19 protein-coding genes and 1 pseudogene are annotated in these 21,421 nt (G+C 52.3%); 7 read left to right on the forward strand and 13 right to left on the reverse strand.

What is annotated here, in order from left to right; all coding sequences use genetic code 11:
- Nucleotides 1–983, forward strand: a 983-nt coding sequence (locus IQK56_RS08250) for a conjugal transfer protein TraG N-terminal domain-containing protein (protein WP_193901629.1), incomplete at its 5' end; no start/stop codon positions are given.
- Here IQK56_RS08250 and IQK56_RS08255 read toward each other — a convergent pair.
- On the reverse strand, nt 976–1,383 hold the full coding sequence (locus IQK56_RS08255) for a DUF3742 family protein (RefSeq protein ID WP_193861847.1): 408 nt from the start codon (nt 1,381–1,383) through the stop codon (nt 976–978). The two genes, IQK56_RS08250 and IQK56_RS08255, sit on opposite strands and share 8 nt — an antisense overlap.
- Nucleotides 1,384–1,838: 455 nt before the next feature.
- On the opposite strand from IQK56_RS08255, the gene IQK56_RS08260 reads away from it, so the two are divergent.
- From IQK56_RS08260 to IQK56_RS08275, 5 genes and pseudogenes are all read left to right on the forward strand, one after another.
- On the forward strand, nt 1,839–2,168 hold the full coding sequence (locus tag IQK56_RS08260) for a hypothetical protein (protein ID WP_193861846.1): 330 nt from the start codon (nt 1,839–1,841) through the stop codon (nt 2,166–2,168).
- Between the two features lie 132 nt (nt 2,169–2,300).
- Nucleotides 2,301–3,250 (forward strand): annotated as a pseudogene (locus IQK56_RS08265) (ArdC family protein); the annotation flags it as partial.
- Nucleotides 3,251–3,297: 47 nt separating this feature from the next.
- Entirely contained in the window at nt 3,298–4,500 is a 1,203-nt protein-coding gene (locus IQK56_RS08270) for a phosphorylase family protein (RefSeq protein WP_252979121.1), read from the forward strand.
- A gap of 5 nt (nt 4,501–4,505) precedes the next feature.
- The gene (locus IQK56_RS31395; RefSeq protein WP_252979120.1) at nt 4,506–4,691 is read left to right on the forward strand and encodes a hypothetical protein; all 186 of its coding nucleotides are present in this window, start codon (nt 4,506–4,508) and stop codon (nt 4,689–4,691) included.
- Nucleotides 4,692–4,732: 41 nt separating this feature from the next.
- Nucleotides 4,733–4,900 (forward strand): type 2 periplasmic-binding domain-containing protein, encoded by a 168-nt coding sequence (locus IQK56_RS08275; RefSeq protein WP_341869499.1) that lies wholly within the window; start codon nt 4,733–4,735, stop codon nt 4,898–4,900.
- A 684-nt stretch (nt 4,901–5,584) separates the two neighbouring features.
- On the opposite strand, the gene IQK56_RS08285 is transcribed toward IQK56_RS08275, so the two are convergent.
- The 7 genes from IQK56_RS08285 to IQK56_RS08315 form a co-directional block, all read right to left on the reverse strand.
- Nucleotides 5,585–6,220: a VOC family protein gene (locus IQK56_RS08285; protein WP_193861845.1), complete on the reverse strand. Its 636-nt coding sequence runs from the start codon at nt 6,218–6,220 to the stop codon at nt 5,585–5,587.
- Between the two features lie 93 nt (nt 6,221–6,313).
- Nucleotides 6,314–7,180, reverse strand: a complete 867-nt coding sequence (locus IQK56_RS08290; protein ID WP_193861844.1) for a fumarylacetoacetate hydrolase family protein — start codon at nt 7,178–7,180, stop codon at nt 6,314–6,316.
- Between the two features lie 87 nt (nt 7,181–7,267).
- Nucleotides 7,268–7,645, reverse strand: a complete 378-nt coding sequence (locus tag IQK56_RS08295; RefSeq protein ID WP_193861843.1) for a nuclear transport factor 2 family protein — start codon at nt 7,643–7,645, stop codon at nt 7,268–7,270.
- Between the two features lie 76 nt (nt 7,646–7,721).
- On the reverse strand, nt 7,722–8,978 hold the full coding sequence (locus tag IQK56_RS08300; protein ID WP_193861842.1) for a 2-oxo acid dehydrogenase subunit E2: 1,257 nt from the start codon (nt 8,976–8,978) through the stop codon (nt 7,722–7,724).
- Between the two features lie 14 nt (nt 8,979–8,992).
- A complete protein-coding gene (mdeB, locus tag IQK56_RS08305) occupies nt 8,993–11,656 on the reverse strand; it encodes an alpha-ketoglutarate dehydrogenase (RefSeq protein ID WP_193861841.1) in 2,664 nt (887 codons plus the stop codon).
- A 104-nt stretch (nt 11,657–11,760) separates the two neighbouring features.
- Nucleotides 11,761–12,267 carry a flavin reductase family protein gene (locus IQK56_RS08310; protein ID WP_193861840.1) on the reverse strand — a complete coding sequence of 169 codons (507 nt, stop codon included), beginning with the start codon at nt 12,265–12,267 and terminating at the stop codon, nt 11,761–11,763.
- A 29-nt stretch (nt 12,268–12,296) separates the two neighbouring features.
- A complete protein-coding gene (locus tag IQK56_RS08315) occupies nt 12,297–13,505 on the reverse strand; it encodes an acyl-CoA dehydrogenase family protein (RefSeq protein WP_193861839.1) in 1,209 nt (402 codons plus the stop codon).
- A gap of 454 nt (nt 13,506–13,959) precedes the next feature.
- Here IQK56_RS08315 and IQK56_RS08320 point away from each other — a divergent pair, with 454 nt between their 5' ends.
- Nucleotides 13,960–14,712, forward strand: a complete 753-nt coding sequence (locus IQK56_RS08320) for a TetR/AcrR family transcriptional regulator (protein WP_193901631.1) — start codon at nt 13,960–13,962, stop codon at nt 14,710–14,712.
- Nucleotides 14,713–14,786: 74 nt separating this feature from the next.
- Here IQK56_RS08320 and IQK56_RS08325 read toward each other — a convergent pair whose 3' ends face one another.
- The 5 genes from IQK56_RS08325 to IQK56_RS08345 form a co-directional block, all read right to left on the reverse strand.
- Complete coding sequence (locus tag IQK56_RS08325) at nt 14,787–16,070, reverse strand: outer membrane protein transport protein (RefSeq protein ID WP_193901633.1); 1,284 nt, start codon at nt 16,068–16,070, stop codon at nt 14,787–14,789.
- A gap of 246 nt (nt 16,071–16,316) precedes the next feature.
- A complete protein-coding gene (locus tag IQK56_RS08330; protein ID WP_193861838.1) occupies nt 16,317–18,221 on the reverse strand; it encodes an acyl-CoA synthetase in 1,905 nt (634 codons plus the stop codon).
- Nucleotides 18,221–19,180, reverse strand: coding sequence for a fumarylacetoacetate hydrolase family protein (locus IQK56_RS08335; protein WP_193861837.1), 960 nt, complete (start codon nt 19,178–19,180; stop codon nt 18,221–18,223). The genes IQK56_RS08330 and IQK56_RS08335 overlap by 1 nt, the downstream gene beginning before the upstream one ends.
- A 123-nt stretch (nt 19,181–19,303) precedes the next feature.
- Nucleotides 19,304–20,395: a VOC family protein gene (locus tag IQK56_RS08340; protein WP_193861836.1), complete on the reverse strand. Its 1,092-nt coding sequence runs from the start codon at nt 20,393–20,395 to the stop codon at nt 19,304–19,306.
- 51 nt (nt 20,396–20,446) lie between these two features.
- The gene (locus tag IQK56_RS08345; RefSeq protein ID WP_193861835.1) at nt 20,447–21,070 is read right to left on the reverse strand and encodes a TetR/AcrR family transcriptional regulator; all 624 of its coding nucleotides are present in this window, start codon (nt 21,068–21,070) and stop codon (nt 20,447–20,449) included.
- Nucleotides 21,071–21,421 lie beyond the last annotated feature (351 nt).

Here is a 21,421-nt window from a genome sequence, read left to right on the forward strand (position 1 = left end):
ACGGCTATTCCCGTTCTCGGTTGTTTACCAATCGCCCGCAACTGGACAAGGCACAAAGTCACGACGCGTCCTGGATCGGCTCAAGCTATCTTCTCGACACGCCCGGCTACTACGACACGGATCGTTCACGCACACCGCGAGCCAGCTGGCCGTATGACGACAACCGCGATGTCTCCTTGCCGCAGCTAGAGAACGGCGCGGGCTACCCCACCTGCAAGCAGTGGTGGAGTGATAGCGGTGTTGGGTTGCGCGACCGCTTGATCCAGCAGGTCGATCCCTCGCTGCTGACACAACTGAAAGGTTGGTTGACTGGCCGTTCGAACAACGAGATCGAGGATGCCACCCTGCGTGAGTTGGTCAGCCCGCGCCAGCAATCGATGTCCATGTCGCCCGGACAGGTGTACCAGGACTATGGCTCCAGTGCCCGAGGCGGCTCGATCAATCAGGGGCTCAATAACCTGGCCACCAACACCGGGTTGGCCCTCGGCTCCTTCAGCAACTTCCCCGCGATGAATGCGCTACGCGCCGCTCTGCCAATGGTGCAGGCCTTCCTCATCATGGGCGTCATCATCAGCTTGCCGCTGATCCTGCTGGTCAGTACCTACCAGCTGAAGACCGTCATGACGGTGACGTTCGCGCTGTTTACCTTACACATGCTGAGCTTCTGGTGGGAACTGGCTCGTTGGGTCGACTCCAGCATGCTCGATACCTTGTACAACCAGGTCTCGGCGTCCAACCAAGTGCTGTTATCGCTGCCCACATCCGGGTTTATGGATGGGACTGTCACCGCGCAGGTGATCGAGTATGTGATGGGGGCGATGTTCTTGGTGCTGCTTGGACTGTTTTTGGTCGCTATGAGCTGGGCTGGCTACTCAATCGGCAACAGCCTTGAGGGGATGCTAGGTGGTGCAAGCAAAGCCGCGCATGGTGCAGCGGGCAAAGGAACGGATCAGTTGATGGGTGCTACGAAGAAGCTTACCTGACGTTATCAGATGATTTGAAATGGCCTATGTAATGGCCATTGTCATCGTAGTTGCCAAGATAGGAGTTAGCCCCAAGGTAGTCAGGACCTGGATTGCCCTCTTCAAAATCCGTGTCGATGACAGCCTTGGACTGCAGAAGGGCAATCACAGCGATCACCAGCACAACAGAAGCGACCAGCCAGAAACAGATAAAGAGCAGCCCTCCGATCATTGCCAGTTTGGCAATCAGAAAGCTCCCGCGAACAAGTAATTTACCCGCGGGCAATCCTGCCATCAGCGCACGCTCAGCCACGCGGGACTCAAACGCTTTCAAATTGCGATAACCACGCTTTACCGACATGCCACAGGCATACGCCCAGCGGTGGGCACGTGAATTCTGAACAGGGTTCTGAGTCGCCATGGTCTCGCCCTCTTCTGAGCGTTTTCATGATTCAGACAGGAGTAACAGCCTACTACTGAAAGCTGTCCGTGCTTGACCGTTCATCAGTTGCCAAGCCAAAAAATCTTCACTGGAAGACAGAAGACGAACATAGTGACACAGCGCCTCTTCGGAGGTTGACCCGTATAAATCGCTCCGCTAAATACAAGGTACGGACCGCTGTTATCGACAGCACCTTCCCAGGCAGCCAGAACCTTCAAGGCTACGTCACTTCGGTGATGGTTCTTCCCCAAGTGCGATTAGCGTTCGGTAGCTCGCACGGTCACCGTTTCTACGGTGATGAACGCCTACTGCTCTTCTGAGCGTCTTCCGAGCTCCGCTCACCAGGCAAACCTTCTCGTTTTTCTTCAATCCACCGCGGGGAAATTCTCTCCCGCACGGGACAGGTTTCTTCGCGCTTTCAACGGAGACATACCATGCCCGACTCACTTACACCGGAAACACTGAACACCCTGCGGTTGCCCATCGTGTTCACCCCTGGCGCGTGGCAACGCGCAGTACTGCTCAAACACTCCGATCACGCTGAGCAGCTGCAGGTCGATCGGTTGAGCCACGTATTGCGCGCAGCCTTCGGAGCCCACCTTGCCTATCCACACAAGCCCTATGTGCTGTTCGAGGTAATCCACATTGAACCAACCGATCACTTAGACCACGACCCGTTGCTGCAATTGAGTCTGAGCCTACTCCAAGAACCGGGTCAGCCTGGCGCCTTGCTGATTGCGCTTGCAGGAGAACACCAGCGCTAAGTGCAATTGGCGGCGCCCACCTTCACATTCGAAAGGCATGCAAGACCTGCATCAATCCAACCCATCACCCAATCGGGGAACCCTCCCCCGACGGGCAAGGCGTTCCTCCGTTTTTCTCTCGAGGAAATTGCCATGCGCAATATCTACCAAGACGTGACTGACAAGATCGTTACCGCGTTAGACCAAGGCGTTGCCCCCTGGATCAAACCCTGGTCCTCAAGTGGCTCAGTTGACGTTGGTCATCATCAACCCTTCCCCATCAATGCCATCACGCGTCGTCCCTATTCAGGTATCAATTTACCGTTACTCTGGGCCGAGGCCAGGTTGCAGGGGTTCACTCAAGATCGTTGGCTGACCTTCAATCAAGCCAAAAAAAAGCCGGCGGGCACATCCGTAAAGGTGAGCACAGCACCCTGGCGGTGCTCTACAAGCCGATGGAGCGCGAGGAACAGACCGAGTCAGGCCAACCCGTACTCGATGAAAACGGTCAGCCCAAGGTCGCTCACTTCGGTATTCTCAGGACGCATTTTCTGTTCAACATCGAGCAAACGGAGGGGCTCGAAGCGCTCAATGAAACCGAGCTCGAGACGGAACAGAGTGATCCCTTCCAGGCCAACAGCGTTGCGGAAAAGCTGCTGTTAAGTTCAGGCGCACACATCATTCATCGGCCTGCCGACGAAGCCTTTTACCACCCGATCAGGGATCTCATCCAACTGCCGACAAAAGCACAATTTCACGATGAAGGCGGGTACTACGCCACCGCACTGCACGAGCTGACGCACTGGACCGGGCATCACGCTCGGTTGCAGCGCGAGGGGGTGACGTCAGCCTGTCCGTTCGGCTCGCCTTGCTACGCGTTTGAGGAGTTGATCGCCGAGATGGGCGCTGCGTTTTTATGTGCTTACGCCGGCATTCAGGGAGAGCTGAGGCACGAGGGCTACATCGACTCCTGGCTCAGCCTGCTCAAGGCTGACAAGCGCGCAATCTTTCGTGCCAGTGGCCACGCCCGAAGCGCCTCGGAGTATGTACTAAACCTGGAGCAGCAACTGGGGCAAGTAGTCTTGGATGACTCGCTGTGCATGACTTCACTCGTGCGGTTACTAAGAGCGTCCTGGCTGCAAAGGGGGGCTTGGTCGTCTACTTGGCAGGCTGCCCCACCAATGAAGGTGGTGATGCGCTGACCTTCGATTGGACGGTGGCCTACGAGGCAGAAAAGCTGTTGGCTGGCTCCCCCCCTGCTCGCCAGTTGAAGATCGTGACCTCTAAGTTGGCCATGCAGGAAAAAATGACTCCAGAGCAGCGAACGCTCATCCGTCGGCTCTCCGCTGAAAATTTCGCGGAGATCATCTACCTCGAAGACGACGTGGTCACCGGCGAAAACATCGGTGATGAACAAGTGGAAGTTGCCACGGCAATGATTGCGCTGGGTGGCGGTAAAGGTGTTTCAGACCGAGCCCGCAAGATGCGCAGATGGAAGCTGCCCGTGCTGCCATTTGACTTGAACCTTGGTGGGTTCAGCGAGGACGGCAAAGGAGCGCTCGGCCTTCACGCAAACTTCTTCAAGGAGCCCCTGACGTTGTTTCCATTCACGGGCGAACAGGTGAAAGGCCGACTGGACAGCATGTCTCTGCAGGTGCCGCTCCACAGCCTGGACAAGCTGGCAGATCTTTCCGTAGAAATGTTCCAAGATGAGATCGTGGCCAGGGAAGCGGCACGCTCTCCAGACCTTCTGGTCATCACGGCCATCGCTATTGAGCTGGCAGCTGCAAAGAAAATGTTCGGTGTTGGCGAAGATGTTCCAACGCGCTTCACCGCACATGGCGTCCACTATTGGCCCGTGACGATTCAACGACCTGACGGCCCACTTTCTTGCGTCATCACTTCTCTCGGCAATCCTGGCAACGTCAATGCAACCGCCATCACAACGCTCCTGCTGTCGGAGCTGAAACCCAAAAAAGTTCTGATGATGGGGATCGCTGCAGGCCGGCGTAAAAAACTGAGCCTCGGTGAAGTCATCTTGTCCGAACGCGTCGTGTACTACGAAGGAGCGGCAGCGCTTGCAGATGGCGAGCTTGCAGCGCGACCGGAAATGCCTCGACCTGGGCTCTCTACCCAGCAAGATCTCAATGCCTACTTCGCAACCGCGTCCTTGCCCGATCGCCTGCAAGACCATGCGAACAAGCTTGGCTTCGCGATGCCGGTAGCGTCCATAGCGGGTGAGGTTGCTGCCCAGCTAAAAGTATCCCCTGCAACCATTGCTTCCGGCGAACTGCTAATTCGAGACCCGAAACTTTTCGAGAGTTTCCAAGGCATTCACGCAAAGCTGTGGTAGCTGAAATGGAGGCCTACGGGGTGTTCGACGCCTGCGACAAGCAGAACGTGCCTGTGATAGTCGTTCGCGGCATCAGCGATTACGGTGACAAGACCAAGGACAACACTTTCCACAAGGTGGCTTCCGAAGCTGCTGCCATCGTGACCCTGGATTACGCCACCCATGGATGGAGCCGCAGACCGGCTCTCTGAACCATCGTCTCTTGTTAAGTTGAGCGCCCTTGGGAATTGGCGTGGTACCAAAGCTCGCGATGCCAGCCGAAGGTCATGCGACTCTTACCACTCGACCATTGAGTCAACCCTCGGTTAGCCGAACCCTTGGGCTTATTTCTCGCCGGGGCAGAGCTCTGTCAGCAGTCGCGCAGCTTTTATACGACTTAATGATGACGCTCAAGGAATGATGGACGTCATCGGTCGACGCTTACGCTGCATCACTGATCAATTGCAGGACGAAGAACCTGCGGTCGGTTCAGTTGGTGCTCGGCCATACGAAGCTGGAGAACACCATTAGCTATCTGGGAATTGAGGTCGATGACGCTCTGGAGATGTCGGAACAAACTGAGGGTTGACTGTGCATAGCGGCGGGCGAAGTCAGGCCATCGTTAATCGGCCAGCATCAGAAATTCCGCTTCGGGCGCTTTCGGCCGATTCTGTTGAAAAAGTCGGTTTTGAATCCAACGGCTGAAGAGTACACGTCTGAGATTGAAATCTGAGTTTTGAGCAGAAGGTTCAGGATGCGGATTTCACGTAGCGGCGTGCAAAAGATGTGTTTTCATCCATCATTATTCGAGCGTTTTGGGCAACCCGACTTTTTCAACAGAATCGGCCAATAGCAGCCAGTCACCACCGGCAGAGAACGATCAAAAGCAGTGCGGAAATAGCTCTGGGCTGATCCTTCCTAGCTACTGAAAACACCCGACGGGGCAGCCCCGCATCCCTATTCACCGATTACATAGCAATGTGAATCCCCCCTGCGAAGCTCAAGCAGTACGCTTGGGATGCCATAATCCGCAAGCTGAAGCACCAAGGTACAAGCAGTGGCTCCAGCCCTCCACTGGCAACGGGCGCGGCGTGTCGGGAGAGCATCACAGCGTCCTCCAGTTGATGGTTTTCATATTACTCACAGTTTTTTTCCCAGGCGGCGTCCCTGCGCCCTGTCGCAGTAGATCCTCTCGAGGAACACCTGCCCGCATCTGTGTCAGCAGATAATCCGGCTCGAAATTCACACCGATAGGGTTTTCAGCGAAGGCTTGCGTGGTGAAGTAGAGCTTCGTTGCCTCAGGCGTAGCGAAGTTCTCTACTTGGAACTCGATCCGGATACCTTCCGGATCTTCGTAATAGATCGAGGTCGTCAAACCATGATTGATGCACCAGACAGGCTTGATGCCTCGATCGCGCAGACGCTCATACCTTCCGAGCAAGTCTTCCAGTGAACCGAAGTCCATTGCCAGATGGTCGAAGCCATAGAATTTTCGCCGCAATCTTGAAAAAGGAAACAGGAAGCGCAGCCACCTCGGCAAGTTAACAAGGGCTAACCGATGGCTCTCACCGTCCCAAGTCAAAAAAGCGATTCTTTTGTCGATGTGAACGATCTCTGCGTCAAAGACCTGCGTATACCAATCAATCATCTCTTCTCGTCGTGAAGTCTTACAGACCCAGTGCGCAATATAGCGAGGGCCCGGATTAGCGTGTTGAGTGTAGTTGCCAGGTTTTTTACTCATGAAATAACTCCATCCTCTTGCAGGTTATGCCGCCATGAAGCGCTTACCTCAAGAAGAGCAGTGAAGGTCTATATCGACTTTTGGCTTTGGGACTTAGCGCGGTTCGTCGACAATGATGTTTTCGATATGCCCGATGCTCTCAATTGCTACATGCACCACATCGCCGGCTTTCAGAAATCGCGGCGGATCCATAGCAATTCCCACACCGGCCGGCGTACCGGTGATGAGGATGTCGCCGGGCTCCAGGGTCATCACTTCACTGAGGTAAGCAATCTGCTGTGCGATGCTGTAATTCATCTGACTTGTGTGCGAGTTCTGACGAAGCTCGCCGTTTACACTCAAGTGGATGCTCAGGTTCTGAGGATTTGGGATCTCATCCGCAGTGACAATCCAAGGTCCTATAGGCCCGTGGGTGTCGAAGGATTTACCCAGCGTCCAGGTCGGGCTTTTCGCCTGCCAATCACGAGCGCTGACGTCGTTAGCGACGAAGTAACCCGCTACATGATTCAAGGCATCGGCTTCGGTAATGCGACGTCCACCCTTGCCAATCACCACGCCTAGCTCCGCCTCATAGTCCAGGTGCTCACAAACTACGGGATCATGCACATCGTCATAAGGGCCGTTGATGCAACTGATCTGCTTGCTGAACCAGACTTGAGATGGCGGGATCGGAACGCCAAGGCGCCGTGCCTCTGCTTCATGATCTTTGTAGTTCAGCCCCAGACACATAAATTTACCTGGCCGAACAATAGGTGCCAGCAGGCAAACCTCACTTAGCGCCAAGCTATTTAGAGCAGTGGCTTGAACATCAGCTGCGGCGGCGAGCGTACTGGGCGCCAGCAATGCAGCGACGTCCAGCAACGTGTGAGGTTCGACCAGCGAGGTAAGGTCAACCACGCGTGCTCCCTCTACTTTGCCCAAGTGCGTACGGCCCTGAAAACTGTAACGAGCGAGTTTCATAGTGATCATCCTGTTAAAAAAAACGGGGTCGAAGCCTGATGAGAAAACTAGCCGTCAGTCTTGACGATCTCCGGGCTATTGCTTGTGTCAGAGGTTGGTTGCATGGAAGTTGATCAGCCGCCAAGTGCTATCGCGGCATAGCCAAACTTGAGTGGTTACCAGGTTCATCTCGCGCTGCTCCCCCGTACCGCATAGTTCAATGCTTTGCAGAAGGTGCCCGGTGGCGACCGCCACGTTGGCAAAAATACTTACCTGAAGGTCTTGTCTTTCAACACGCAAGAACTTGATGGCCCGCTCTATCAAACCCAAATACCCACGCTTGTCGTCAATTTGACCGGTGGAGTGGATGTGCACCAAGGCATCGTCGAGCAATGCATCCAACGCACCGTAATCAGCCTCTTCCAACGCACGGCAACGTGCTTTTTCCAGCTCAATGATGATGTTTACGACCGCTTGCTCACTCATGACGCTCTCCTTTGAATGAAACTCGACAATTCGCCCGGCGGTTGCCGGCAATGCGGCGAGGTATACGATGGTTAATTCAGATCGAAACTCGGCGAAAGTCCGTCAGCAAGGACGCCAAGTACGCGAGGAAACGTCCAGCTTGAGCACCGTCGACTGCACGGTGATCCCACGATAGGGACAGCGGCAATTGCAGGCGTGGATGGAACATCAAGCCATCCCATGTCGGTTGCATGAGCGTCTTGCCTACCCCGAGGATCGCTACTTCGGGCGCATTGATGATGGGGGTGAAATGGCTACCACCAATGCCCCCCAGCGAAGAGACAGAAAAGCAGCCACCACGCATTTGGTCCGCCGTGAGTTTCCCGGCCCGAGCCAATTTTGATAGTTCGGCCATTTCAGTCGCGAGGACTGCGATTCCCTTGCGGTCTACATCGCGTATAACCGGCACCACTAGACCATTAGGCGTATCGGCGGCAAAGCCGATGTGAAAATACTGCTTGTGCACGACCTCTTCGCCTACCAGGCTCACGTTGAACTGCGGAAATTGCTGCAGCGCCACCGCGCATGCCTTAACCAGAAACGCAAGTAGTGTAATCTTCGCCTGACCTTCCTTTGCCTCCTGATTGAGCTGAACACGCAATGCCTCGATATCGCTGACATCGGCTTGGCTGTGGTTGGTGACGTGCGGAATGCTCACCCAGTTACGATGTAAATTGGCCGCAGATAGGCGTTGGATGCGCGACATTGAGCTGCGCTTGATCGGTCCGAACTTGGCAAAGTCAATATCTGGCCACGCCAGTACATTGAGCCCCGTCCCGTTTACAGCGGCATGTGCAGTGACGGATCGCTGATTTTTGACAAATGTTTTAACGTCGTCTCGCTGAATTCGACCGCTGGGATCGCTAGCCCTGACGTCATCCAGATCTACCCCCAGTTCACGCGCGAGCTTGCGCGCTGCAGGACCGGCCAGGGCTATTGATACCTTGCGTGACTCGACATTACTGGACGCGCGCTCTGTGACAGGCGCTACGGCCTCTACTGACACGGGAGGAGGCAACGACGCAGGTTCGGGCGTGCTTGTTGGTTGGCTCTCGGTAATATCGGTGAACTCAACATGGGCAATCACACTTCCTGTTGAAACGATGTCACCAGGCTTGATCAGTACTTCACAAATCGTACAGTTACGTGTGCTCGGTACATCCATTACTGCCTTATCGGACTCTAGGGTGACCAGCACCTGTTCGACGGTGACTCTGTCACCCGCCTTGATGAGCACCTCAATCACAGGCAACTCATGAAAGTCGCCAATATCGGGAACCATGAGGGGTTGCATAATCAGTTTCCTTATTAGCGGTTCCAGGGAGCATCGAGCACGATATCAATGCCGTAGCGCTCTCGGGCTTGTGCCGCAATTTTCGGGTCAATAGCCGCCAGTGCCGCGACAGCAATGTGCCGAGAATCCATTTCGAAGAAACGGCGCAATGCAGTGCGGGTGTCGCTACGGCCAAAACCGTCGGTACCCAGGGCGATGTAAGGTGCATCAATATATGAGGCGATGAGTTGCGCATAACCGCGCACGTAATCTGTCGCGGCCACGACGGGTGTGTCGCCGGATAGACACTGCTGAACATAGCTCTGCGGCTTAAGCTCACCGCCAAACAGGACGCCGCGTTCGACCTCGCGGGCATCACGAGCTAATTCAGAGAAACTGGTGACGCTCCAGATCTCGCTTGTCACACCCCAGTCTTCGGCGAGAAGCTCGGCGGCGGCGATAACTTCACGCAGAATTGAACCTGAGCCGAGCAACCTAACTGCGGGCGCAGCGCCCTCCTCGCCACGGGAGCCGAACCGACGCATGCCCTTTATCACGGCCTCATAGTCAACTTCGGCCAGTGGAGCCTGGACGTAGTTCTCGTTGGTCACTGTCAGGTAGTAAAACTCATCATGTTGATCTTCGATCATACGGCGGCTGCCGTGATCGACGATGACTGCGAGTTCACTGGCAAACGCCGGGTCATAAGCGCGACAGTTCGGAACAGTGGAAGCAATTAGTTGGCTTGTACCGTCCTGATGCTGCAAGCCTTCACCAGATAACGTGGTGCGACCGGCGGTTGCGCCGACCAGGAAACCGCGGGCACGCTGATCAGCGGCCGCCCAGATCAGGTCGCCGATACGCTGGAACCCGAACATCGAGTAGTAAATATAAAATGGCAACATGGTGATGCCGTTCACGCTGTAAGAGGTGGCGGCGGCGACCCAAGAAGAGATGGCCCCCGCTTCAGTGATGCCTTCTTCAAGCAATTGACCGTCTTTAGCTTCTTTGTAGTAGAGCATTGCCCCGGCATCTTCCGGTTCGTACAACTGCCCAATCGGCGAGTAGATTCCAATTTGACGAAACAGGTTCGCCATGCCGAAGGTTCGGGCCTCGTCCGCTACAATGGGCACAATACGCGGCCCCAGTTGCTTGTCTTTGAGCAGGTTAGTGAATAGCCGCACAACCGCAGTGGTAGTCGAAGTTTCACGGTCGTCCGGCACCAGCGCGAACCGCGCATAATCGAGCAGGGCCGGCACCGACAATGGCTCAGCCTCGGTTTGTCGACGCGGCATGTACCCCCCCAACTCAGCGCGCCGAGCATGCAGGTAGCGCATCTCCACACTGTCCTGCGCGGGTTTGTAGAACCGCATTTCTTCGAGCGCTTCGTCGTCCATAGGAATCGCAAAACGGTCACGAAACGCTTTAAGAGCCTCGACATCGAGTTTTTTCTGCATGTGCGATGTGTTGCGTGACTCGCCAGCAAGCCCCATGCCATAGCCTTTTTTCGTCTTGGCAAGGATCACCGTTGGCTGGCCGCTATGTTGTTTGGCGGCCGCGAAAGCGGCGTAAAGCTTGCGAAAATCGTGTCCTCCGCGGCGTAGTCCATCGATCTCCTGCGGCGTCATGTGTGACACCAGCGCCTGCAACTCAGGATCGAGATCGAAGAAGTGCTCAAGGTTGTACGCCCCGTCATTGGCGCCAAGGGTCTGATACTGCCCATCGACAGTGTGTGCAAAACGGCGTAGTAGCACGTGGTTGCGATCACGTGCGAACAACGTATCCCAATCCGAGCCCCAAACCACTTTGATAACGTTCCATCCGGCGCCGCTAAACAGCGACTCCAGCTCCTGAATGATCTGACCGTTTCCGCGCACGGGCCCGTCCAAACGTTGCAGGTTGCAGTTGACGATGAAGGTAAGATTGTCGAGGTTTTCGCGGGCGGCCAGCGACAGTGCCGCGATGGATTCCGGCTCGTCCATCTCGCCATCGCCGAATACTCCCCACACATGGCGAGTTGAAGTGTCAGTAACACCACGATTTTGCAGGTAACGCAGAAAGCGTGCCTGGTAGATCGAACTGATCGGGCCAATTCCCATCGAGCCAGTCGGAAACTGCCAGAAGTCAGGCATCAACCAAGGGTGTGGATAGGAGCACAAACCGCCTCCATCCACTTCCTGGCGGTATCGACTCAGCTGCGACTCGTCGAGATGGCCTTCGAGAAATGCACGGGCGTAAACGCCTGGCGCGGAGTGCGGCTGAAAGTAAACCAGGTCGCCTTTGGATTCAGCGGTATCAGCGCGGAAGAAGTGATTAAAACCTACTTCAAAAATCTCGGCAGCCGATGCGTAACTCGCGATATGGCCACCCAATTCTCCGTAGGCCTTGTTGGCCCTTGCCACCATGGCCAAAGCATTCCAGCGAATGATCGAGGTGATGCGTTCTTCCATCGCTAAATCACCTGGAAACGCCGGCTGTTTTTCCAGGGCAATGCTGTTCTGGTATTGCGAGTACGGGTGGGCGGACCGGTGCACACCCAAGTGGCTTGCGTGTTCATCGAGACGCTGCAGAAGGAAGTCCACCCGCTCAGAACCGGCATTTCGGGCAATACTTTCTAGTGCATCGAGCCACTCCAGGGTTTCCTGCTTATCAATGTCATTGTCTGCGGTAAGAGGCAAATGCTGAATATTAGCTGTCATGAAAAAATCACTCGGATCGCATTTAGCTGGCATGAGCCAGCCCGTGGCCCCCTTTTAGGAGTGCCAACAGGTTGTTCACGCGTCTGATCGGTTTGAGGGTGGAATTACCAGCCGTCGATGCAACCGTTCCATTCGACGCTCGGAGCACGTGCGTGCATCTCGTGATAACGCCCACTGAAAAACAGCAACGGCTTGCGTTGTGCACCGACTCGCAAATGCTCGATTTCGCCGATGTAAAGCAAGTGATCACCAGCCGGGTGCACGTCTACAGTACGTGCCACAAGGTGCACCAGACTGCCATCAAGCAACGGCGTGCCTTTGTGGTAGATGAAAGGCAAATCAACCCCCTCCTCCGGACGCCCACCAAAATGGCCGCTGAGCCAGCATTGGCTCTCAGCGAGAAAGTTCACCCCGTAGCGTACCCCCTCACCAACAAACTGGTTGAAGCTTGAGGCGTTGCGGATGGAAATTAGAATAAGCGGGGGCTCCAGCGAAACAGACATGAAGGCGTTAGCTGTCATGCCTGCCGGCTGGCCATCAGCGACAAAGGTAACGACGGTTACCCCGGTTGCGAACTGCCCCATTACTGAGCGCAACAGCTTGGCGTCCATTAAGAGAGTCCTCCAATTCGTGAAGTCGCTTACACCAATGGAGTAACAGTGTTTTCCACACCGAGTAACGCCTTGCCATATATCTCGCTACCCACTGCAGGCAACGCTATAGCGTGGCGCGCAGCAGCATTGGCGTCACGCCACCAGCGCTGCATCGGACTGGTTTCCGCGAAGCTTCCGGCTCCATGAGCGGACAACAGGATGTTGATAGCATCAATGATAAGGGTGTTGATCAGGCCCACATCAGCCCGAATACGGGCTCTGGTCAGCGCATCTAGCTTAAGGCCCTGGCGTGCGGCCTCATCTACTTCATCGGCGGCACGATAGGCACGCAAATGAGCGGTGTCGATTTTCAGAGCCGCCTCGGCAATCTGCATTTGGAACGCCACCGATTGGGACTGTTTTTCAAAGGAGGTATAAGCCACGGCTCGACGCGACGCGCTGTCGATAACATACTTCAGGGCAGCACGCCCCATACCTAGAGTAGGACCATTTAGAGTCAGCGAGGCGACCGGAATGAGCTGCGCTCTATAAGCCGCTTCCTCCTTGAATTCGGTCGCGTATTCGCCCTCGATTGCAGCACCTAAGTTAAGCAAACGGTGATTTGGAATGAACACATCGTTGACCACGATGCAATTACTGCCTGACGCACGCATGCCAGCAGTGAACCAAGTGTCTTCAATGCTGTAATCACTTTTAGGCAACAGCGCCAGGAATCTGCCCACGACTACACCATGGGCGTTGCACTCATCCACCCCAACCGATGCCCAATCCGCATGCAAAATGCCCGAAGACGAATACCATTTGCCGGATATCCGTAATCCCCCTTCAACACGCTGAGAGATTGGGGAGGTGCTTAGCACACCTGCTACGCGCGCATCCGGATTGAGAGCGTAGATGTCATTCTGTGCCTGCTCTGAGCACAACCCAGTAAACCAGGCGCAGACGTTGTTCAAAGCCACCACCCAAGCAGTGCCGCCGCAAGCTTCCGCCAGCGTCGCAGAAACTTCTAGGTGAGATCGGAGAGTACCCTGATACCCTCCCAAACGATTGGGAACCATCAATCGGAACAAACCAGCCTCTTGAATTGCCGTGATGTTTTCTTCTGCCGCACGGCGACTCAGCTCACTCTCCACCGCATTCTTGCGCAGAAGAGGCTGCAAATCCTCAGCTCGCTTGACCAGCTCTTTCAACGTTGGTGCCTGAGCATCGATTCTAGCTATGGTTGCTTCTTTCATGGCTTTTTACCTTCATTTTTAACAGTGACATATTTGTCATTTATTTTTTGTAGGCGACGAGATTCCCGTTAGGAAAAACTCCAGACACATTTACGGATTCTTCAGTAGCGAAAGTTACAGCGTCAGAGCATCGAGCCCGCGCACTCAATGAGCGTCTTGCGGTTGTCGTTGAGAACCAATGAACGCAAAGGCCGGCCAGACCAATCAGAGGGTATAGGTTGGGAGGGAAATGAATGGAGTGAATCGGTAGAGAGGATCATTGTATTCTCCAAATTATTTTTATTTTCGCTTCAAAAAACAAAATACAGATCGAACATCAATGTCATTACTAGGATTGAGCAATCCTAGGCTATGTCGCCCAATAAAAACAAGGAATAAAAATAATTTTTTTGCTATACAGACCTAAAGTCACCAGCCAATAATGACACTATGTCACTACTTTACAGGTTCCTTCATGCAAGCGATTGAAGTAGCAGAGAAAACAGACCATCGACTGAAGACCGCGGAAAAAAAACGCTTAGTAATGCGCATGAAGCTATTGGATGCAGCTATGCGAGTATTCGCAGAGAATCCTCGCGCAGCTCCGGTCATTGATGATGTGATCCGGGAGGCCAAGGTCTCACGCGGCACCTTTTATCGTTATTTCGATACCTTGGATCAGGTGTTGATAGCACTGGGACAAGAACTCAACAATCAAATGACTGCAGACATCCTTCCAATTTACGAGGTGCTACCGCTACCATGGCAGCGCCTTGTCGTCGGATTCAGAGTCTATTTGCTGCGAGCCGTACTGGACCGCAAATGGGCCGGATTTGTATCGCGCGCCGATACCTGGTCACACCATGCAATTGTCGCAACAGGGATGACTCAGGACATGGAAAGCGGAAAGCAGTCGGGGGTGTTCGTCTATGGCAGGGCGGACGCCACGACCGACTTTCTGATGGGCGCCTCAGCTCTTGGCATTCGCACATTAATGCTGGGAGTCGAAAAACCGCATGAATACACAGATACGCTGGTGAGGATGGCGATATCTAGCGTTGGATATGATCGCGACCAGGTGGAGTATGCGGTGGCATTCTCAGCCTCCTATCTGCAACGCTGGATGGCAGGCAAGCTTGGAATAGCAAGGCCAGTATGGGCACTCAGTGTGAACTCCAAAGAAGCGAAGGCCTTCCTCGCACATATTCCCTCGACACCTGAAGGCTAACCTGATTTTTTTAGAGGCCAGGGCCAGAAGACTGGCCCTGCCTCTACAATTTATTTTTTGATTACAAGCGTTTCTTAAAACCGGTAACTGACTTGAGTCACCAAACCATTCGCACTGTTATCAAATTTCGCGCTATAAGCAGGTTGAACACCAGTAGTGTTGGCAAGGTTTACCGGGGCGGTACTTTCCCAGACATATCCATAGGCGACATCAATAGTGAGGTCGGAGCGTGGTGAGTAACCAGCACCTAAAGTAACGGACTGGCGATTGCCTGTAGAGACACGCACACTACGGCTGGCATTATCTATCGGGGAAGGATCATATGCATACCCTGCTCGAAGTACCCACTCTGGATTCAGTTGGTAGGCCGCTCCCAAAGCCGCTGACCAGGTGTCCCGCCAGTTAAGCGGTTCTACTAAATCATTCAAACCCGCAAGCTGACCAAGCGCTGATACGCCACTATTTACAGTTTCGATTTTTTTCAAACGACTCCAGCGAGTCCAGTTAGCCCCTACGTAACCCGTCCAACGGTCATTAAAGTGATGAGTAATTGAAGTGTCGAGAGACTCAGGTAACGTAATATCAATTTTTGCGTCGTATTTGCCATTTTGATCCAGGAAACCTGGAGAATCGCTGACCGTAGTATGGCCTTTCATGTGGTAGTCAACTTTTGACCTGTAGGTAACCCCCCATGTCGTAGAATCATCTAGATCAACCAGCAGTCCAATATTGTAACCAATGGCACTGTCATCAACCTTGATATTCAGTTGCGTATCTTTACCTGAATTTAGCGCACCCGTAGCCAACTCACTGTCAAGTTTCGCACTAAATCGATTGATTGTCGGGCCGCCGCCTATAGAAATGCGATCATTAATTCGATATGCGATAGTCGGCTGCACTGTAATTACTTTGACGCTGCTATAGGAGCCATGGTAGCGACCCTGATAGGTAGACTCCGTATCATTTATCACACCGTTAGGAACGTATACCCCAAGACCTACGGAAAAATTTTCGTTGATTGGGGTGGATATGTATCCAAAAGGGACTGTTGCTAAAGGTACCGAATTACCTTTATTTGTTCCGTTTACACTGGATTTAGCATCGCTGATATCGGTCTTTACATCAACCACAGCAAAACCTCCACTCACTTCGGCTTGCTTAAGCTTCGTCAATCCCGCAGGGTTGCCGAAAATTGTACTGGCATCCATTGCTGAAGATGACCGGCCCGCGTAAGCAGTGCCGGCACTACTGGCGCTTTGCTCGTTAATGGTTAAGCCACCAGCGGAAATACCGGTTGAAATGCCCAGCGTGAAAAATAGCGCAGCATAGTTTGAAAAATTTTTTTTAAACCTCGGCATTTTCCGCTGACAACCCTCATAACCAGCTTGGGCACTTGACCCGCCGACTTCACCGGATGAAGATAACTTACTGATCATTTTGGTACCTTCTTATTTTTATTGGTAATAAGTAAGTTCACAACGCCTAATTTGGCATGTGCTTGATTTTCTACAGCGATAGCAAATGAAGCGGATAAGTATCCTTGTTCAACCAGCTTCGAAAGCTAAGTGCTAGCAAGAAACGGTAGTAATTGCCGCAGTTTTTTTTCACTCAGCCCATTCGACTTGAAAATTATAGCGTCCTAACAATGTTTCTAAACGCGCACGGCTATCGCCAGCAAAAACAACAGCAACCATACCGCGGCGATTATCTTGTATAACTTCAACAGTTACGTCATCCACAAATATACTCTCGGCTTCGCGCATAACGACTTGGGAAATTTCGCGCTGTTGTAGTGCAGGCTTGTAAATTTTCCCTACTGTTGTAAGAGGAAGCGTTTCAATTAGCACAATCCGTTTAGGCACCGCAGCGCGCTCACTGATATGAAGGCTGGCAAAGGCTAGAAGCTCCTTTTCACTGCAGGTCTGCCCAGCACACAACTGCACATAAGCAACTGGCACTTCGCCCGCGTATGCATCAGGGCTCCCGATGGCAGCCGCTAAAGACACTGCGGGATGAGCTTGTAACACTTCCTCAATTTGCTTGGGATCAATGTTATGACCGCTGCGGATAATTAATTCCTTTTTGCGCCCGGTGAGCCAGAAATAGCCTTGCGTATCCTGACGGCCCAAGTCGCCAGTGTTCAACCAACGTTGCCCGCCGATTTCAATCCATATGCCTTGGTTATGGTTTTCATCCAAGTAGCCGTCGAAAACATTCAGTCCTCGTATGACGATCACCCCGACTTCCTCAACGCTGGCGTCTCGCTGATATTCACCGAGCGGATCCAACACCACCACGCGCATTCCCTGATGCGCCAAACTCAAGCCAATGGAGCCTATACGTCGTTCACCGCCTGGTGGATTTAGCGAAGACACGCATGCCCCTTCGGTAAGCCCATAACCTTCAAGAATACGCACCCCGGTCCTGCGCTCAAATTCGCGAAATAACGCTATGGGCATAGGAGCCGCGCCACAAAAAGCGAAGTTCAGACTGGAAAGATCGAAACCTGTTGAGTCTTGTTCCAGCAAGGCAGCGTAAAACGTAGGAACACCTGAAAAAAAATTAATTCGAAAATGCTGTACCAACGCCCAGAAACGCGCGATGACACCAGCGCCACGATAACCTTGAGGTGTTCCGAGGATTACGTGATCTCCCTGAGTCCAAGGCATCAGTCCGGTTACTAACTGCCCATTCACATGGAACAGTGGTAGACCACAAAAGATAACTTGACCGCTATCACGCGGCTTTAAATGATTGGCCATTGCCCAAGCATTGAATATTTCGGATCTATGTGTACGAGTTGCGATTTTGGGAAGACCAGTAGTGCCGCCGGTGCAGAAATATGAAGAGCGATCATCAGGCCTGATTAGCCGCCCGCTCCTCAAGTAACTATATGGCTGATCTTTCATTAATGCACGCAGATCGTTATAAATAAAAACCCGCTCACAAGAGGACTTTGCGTCGAATGCCATTTTATCCAGAACTGAGCTGTTGGATGGCGAATTATAAGACTCCATGCGCACCCATACGACATGCCTGAGTTCAGGCAATGATTCGAACTGGCGCTCAAGATTAGTCCATAAATTGCTGCCTGGTTGAGGAGCTAGAGTGACCAATAGTTTAACGCCAGCCGCTCGTAAAAGATCGGCGATTTGTGAAGCCTCTAATAACGGGTTTACCGCCATCACAATACCCGCCGCCTCACCTCCCCAGATCGTGAAGTGAGTTTCTGGGAGGTTGGGCAGTACGAAAGCAATGACGTCATCCGGTGTGATGCCGAGTTCATAAAATACGTTTGCCGCGCGGGTAATATCTGTAAAAAGTTCGGCATAATTCCAAGTGAACGTACTAGAAAAATCCTCCGCATCTAGAAAAAAGCTCAAGGCAGGAGCCAGAGGCGTACGCTCTGCGACACGCTTTATAGCTTCGTAAGTACTGGGTGCTAAATCGTGCTCGACCAAGGATCTGGATTCCAAAACATCGACTTCAGCGAAGTTTTTTACAGCCATTATAAATCCTCCACCACTTGATTACGCTGAGTTCCCAAGTCAATAACACCATCGGTACTATAAATTCTTGCCTCAACAATGTCGCCGACTTTAAGGTACTGAGAGCGCTTTTCCTGCGCTTTGAGAAACATCTTCCACTTAGTCGCTTCTGGCAACAACGCAGCTATACGCTGCTTGGCCGGAGAGGGCACAGTTAATGCGCAGCCAGCGGGTGTGCCAGTTGCTATTAAATCCCCAGCCGCTAGATCTTGTACGCCCGAAAGCTCACTCAGTGTCTCAGCCGGGCCGAACACCAAATTTGCGGTAGAGTCTCTCTGGCGAATTTCGCCATTTACCATTAGGCGAAGCTCTAATTTTTTTAGGTATTTAGCTACTTGCTCAGGACTCAACATGCAAAGATATGGCCCAATCGGGCCAAAGGTTCTGAGGCTCTTGCCCTTATAGAACTGCATTTGTGGAATTTGGATATCACGAGCTGAATAGTCATTAACGATCACTATACCCGAAATAAATTGATGCAGATTGGTTTCATTAACTGTAATTTTAGCGCTGATCTTAGTCCGCATGACTAAGCCGAGCTCAATTTCGTAATCGAGAAAACGAACACTCTTCGGCTTAATAAGATCACTATTGGCAGGTACAATACAACTTGTCGATTTAGTGAAAATCATATTGAATTTTTTTACGTCAGGATCCACACCTGATTCAATCATATGCTCTCTATAGTTAGCACCTTGGCATATGAACTGCTGATTCTGAGTAATGGGTGATAGAATCTTCACCTCAGTCTCCGCTAGCTCCGTTCCAGCCACTGACGCGAGATTTTGAACATTGTTATGGGTGACGAAATCACCAGTCGTTTCGAAATTACCGGGGAGAACAGTAATGCGTCCTCCACGTATAACCCCCCAATGGATGCCATGATCATATTCGAAGCGAACGACGTGTACAGCAGACATTTGAGGCACTCCTGCAGCTTTTATTAACCAACCCTCGAAGAAGAGCGGGCTTGTTATATTCGGTGAGCGAAACTATCAATCAAAAAGCAACCTAGAAATGCGTTAAGCAAAAATCATTTCGCGCTAGCCGAACATTCGCATAAGGCTAATTAGCTTTCGCAATGTTACATCTGGACTACGTCTTAGGTTTTTAATTAACAAGGCTATATTGGATAGAGTTAACTTAGGCTTGGTAAAACTTCTAGGCATACGCTGCCCCCATTGCGCCATAGCCTCGGAGCTAACAGGGTGTATGCCTACTGAAAGGCCTGCTGTGAATACATCCCCGTCGCAGTAATGCTCATGCTTGTCACCCCAAGGATCCTGCCAATAATCAAAGATCTGACTCCCTAGAATATGTCGCCCGATACCCCACGAATGAATCCAGCCACGTTCACGTAATACCCGCTGCCCCATACCCACTGCATCAGCGTCAACAACTTCATAGGCACTATGACTGTACGTGGCCATAAAACCTTGAGCAATCGCCAGTGTATGATGATCTGCCGGGATTTCGCCCAGATCCAACCGCAGGAACGAAACTATAGGCGTACCGTCGGGAAGAACTTGGATATCGCTTGGAATAAAACCAAAATGGCGTGTGTACCAAGCGCATGTTGCCTGATAGTCGGCGACTTCTAGCACCACATGCCCCAGCTTCAATACTTCAGGAGGAAGCACGGGTGTTCGTTGAGTCTCGTTAACACGAGGCTGCGCTTCTGCGAGGTTTAAAGGCAAAGGACGTCTATGCTCAAGAGCGTCAATAGGGGCCTGGCCATAAATAGCCTCAACAGTAAATCCAGATGGGTCTGTCAGAATGACACACATTCCCCCACCAGGGTGTACCACAGGTTCGACCATCGACGCGCCAGGAATTTGCGAAAGTTTGTTCAAATCCTCCAGGGAGTGGATCTTAAGCCCAAAACCCAGGAAACGAGCCCTTTCGGAAAATTGAACCCGATAGCAATAAGGAGTCGGCGCAACTGCTCGCACATAGACGGTATCTGAACTCTGCTTAGCGACGGTCATTCCGAAGTCAGTAAGAAAGCGGGCAGCCTTTTCAAGATCTGGCCGCTCAAATATTAGATGCGTTAGCCCCTGAGCCTTCACAGTAGGGCTAGGATAGCGGGTAGGATGCAGTGTAGCCAATTGCACCGCTGTGACTTTTTTATTCATTGTTATTATATTCCACACATTATCGGTGCCGACGAGGTAGAAATTAATCCGCTAATATGACTCTGCTGGGGACGGCAGGGGTGGTAGATCTCGCGTGGCCAATATTTTCGCCTGTTCAGAGCCAACTCCCAAAGCCCGTAACACAAACTCTGCGGTATCAGATCCCGCATCACGCCATGTTCTGCGCCCTTCGATTACAAGGAATATTGAGCCGAGTACGCTACTCGATATCAGCGTCAAAACAGAAAGTAACTGTTCTTGTCTAAAACTATATCGACCATGGGATAATCCGGCCAACAGATCTAACGTCGCCTGGCTGATAAACATCTCACGCAGTGAAGAATTACTCATGGCAAATCGATGCATGAATACTCCCCATTGTGGCTCCTCATGGGCTCTTCGGATAAAAAACCGGATACCATTGGCAAGACGTTCTGCTGGATCAGGGATTTCGTCGACGCTACTTTTAACTCGCTCGTGCATTTCCTTCGCAAGATAGCTCGCAATCGTTTTGAACAGGCTCTCCATGTTTTTGATATTGCTATAAACCGTGCCTCTAGCGACCCCAGCCTCTTGCGCAAGCTCCAAGATATTTACCTGTTCAGTGCCTCTATCAGCGAACAGACGAAAAGCCGCCTGATGAATTCGTCGTTGCACTGGACTAAGAGAGTTCATGCCCCATCTCCGGAATTTATGCCATGCACGAATTGAACACTCGTGTTCAACTCTAGTCAAGGATGGAGGTGAATAAATTATTTGAAATTGGCAAGCACGGAGATCTTTTAAGAATTTTTGGAATTAAAAATAATTTTTTTATGCCTGTAAATAGTTAAAAGTCAGCTTGCATGCTGGCCAAGAATGAACACATATGTTCAATTGATGGGGCTCTAGTAAAGCTCAGAGGCATCGACGCGCTCCTCGCGTCGGCCCGCAGTGCTCCCACGCTAGTTTACCCATCGAAGGCATGATCATGACGTAACCGTCCGGCCAACTCACCTTCCTGACACCGACGCCAAAGGCGATGGT

The sequence above is a fragment of the Pseudomonas cyclaminis genome (assembly GCF_015163715.1).
GTDB lineage: Bacteria > Pseudomonadota > Gammaproteobacteria > Pseudomonadales > Pseudomonadaceae > Aquipseudomonas > Aquipseudomonas cyclaminis.

Coding starts and splice junctions, on each gene's coding strand:
- IQK56_RS08255 (WP_193861847.1), bottom strand. CDS start 1,383: ATGGCGACTCAGAACCCTGTTCAGAATTCACGTGCCCACCGCTGGGCG.
- IQK56_RS08260 (WP_193861846.1), top strand. CDS start 1,839: ATGCCCGACTCACTTACACCGGAAACACTGAACACCCTGCGGTTGCCC.
- IQK56_RS31395 (WP_252979120.1), top strand. CDS start 4,506: ATGGAGGCCTACGGGGTGTTCGACGCCTGCGACAAGCAGAACGTGCCT.
- IQK56_RS08285 (WP_193861845.1), bottom strand. CDS start 6,220: ATGAGTAAAAAACCTGGCAACTACACTCAACACGCTAATCCGGGCCCT.
- IQK56_RS08290 (WP_193861844.1), bottom strand. CDS start 7,180: ATGAAACTCGCTCGTTACAGTTTTCAGGGCCGTACGCACTTGGGCAAA.
- IQK56_RS08295 (WP_193861843.1), bottom strand. CDS start 7,645: ATGAGTGAGCAAGCGGTCGTAAACATCATCATTGAGCTGGAAAAAGCA.
- IQK56_RS08300 (WP_193861842.1), bottom strand. CDS start 8,978: ATGCAACCCCTCATGGTTCCCGATATTGGCGACTTTCATGAGTTGCCT.
- mdeB (WP_193861841.1), bottom strand. CDS start 11,656: ATGACAGCTAATATTCAGCATTTGCCTCTTACCGCAGACAATGACATT.
- IQK56_RS08310 (WP_193861840.1), bottom strand. CDS start 12,267: ATGGACGCCAAGCTGTTGCGCTCAGTAATGGGGCAGTTCGCAACCGGG.
- IQK56_RS08315 (WP_193861839.1), bottom strand. CDS start 13,505: ATGAAAGAAGCAACCATAGCTAGAATCGATGCTCAGGCACCAACGTTG.
- IQK56_RS08320 (WP_193901631.1), top strand. CDS start 13,960: ATGCAAGCGATTGAAGTAGCAGAGAAAACAGACCATCGACTGAAGACC.
- IQK56_RS08325 (WP_193901633.1), bottom strand. CDS start 16,070: ATGCCGAGGTTTAAAAAAAATTTTTCAAACTATGCTGCGCTATTTTTC.
- IQK56_RS08330 (WP_193861838.1), bottom strand. CDS start 18,221: ATGGCTGTAAAAAACTTCGCTGAAGTCGATGTTTTGGAATCCAGATCC.
- IQK56_RS08335 (WP_193861837.1), bottom strand. CDS start 19,180: ATGTCTGCTGTACACGTCGTTCGCTTCGAATATGATCATGGCATCCAT.
- IQK56_RS08340 (WP_193861836.1), bottom strand. CDS start 20,395: ATGAATAAAAAAGTCACAGCGGTGCAATTGGCTACACTGCATCCTACC.
- IQK56_RS08345 (WP_193861835.1), bottom strand. CDS start 21,070: ATGAACTCTCTTAGTCCAGTGCAACGACGAATTCATCAGGCGGCTTTT.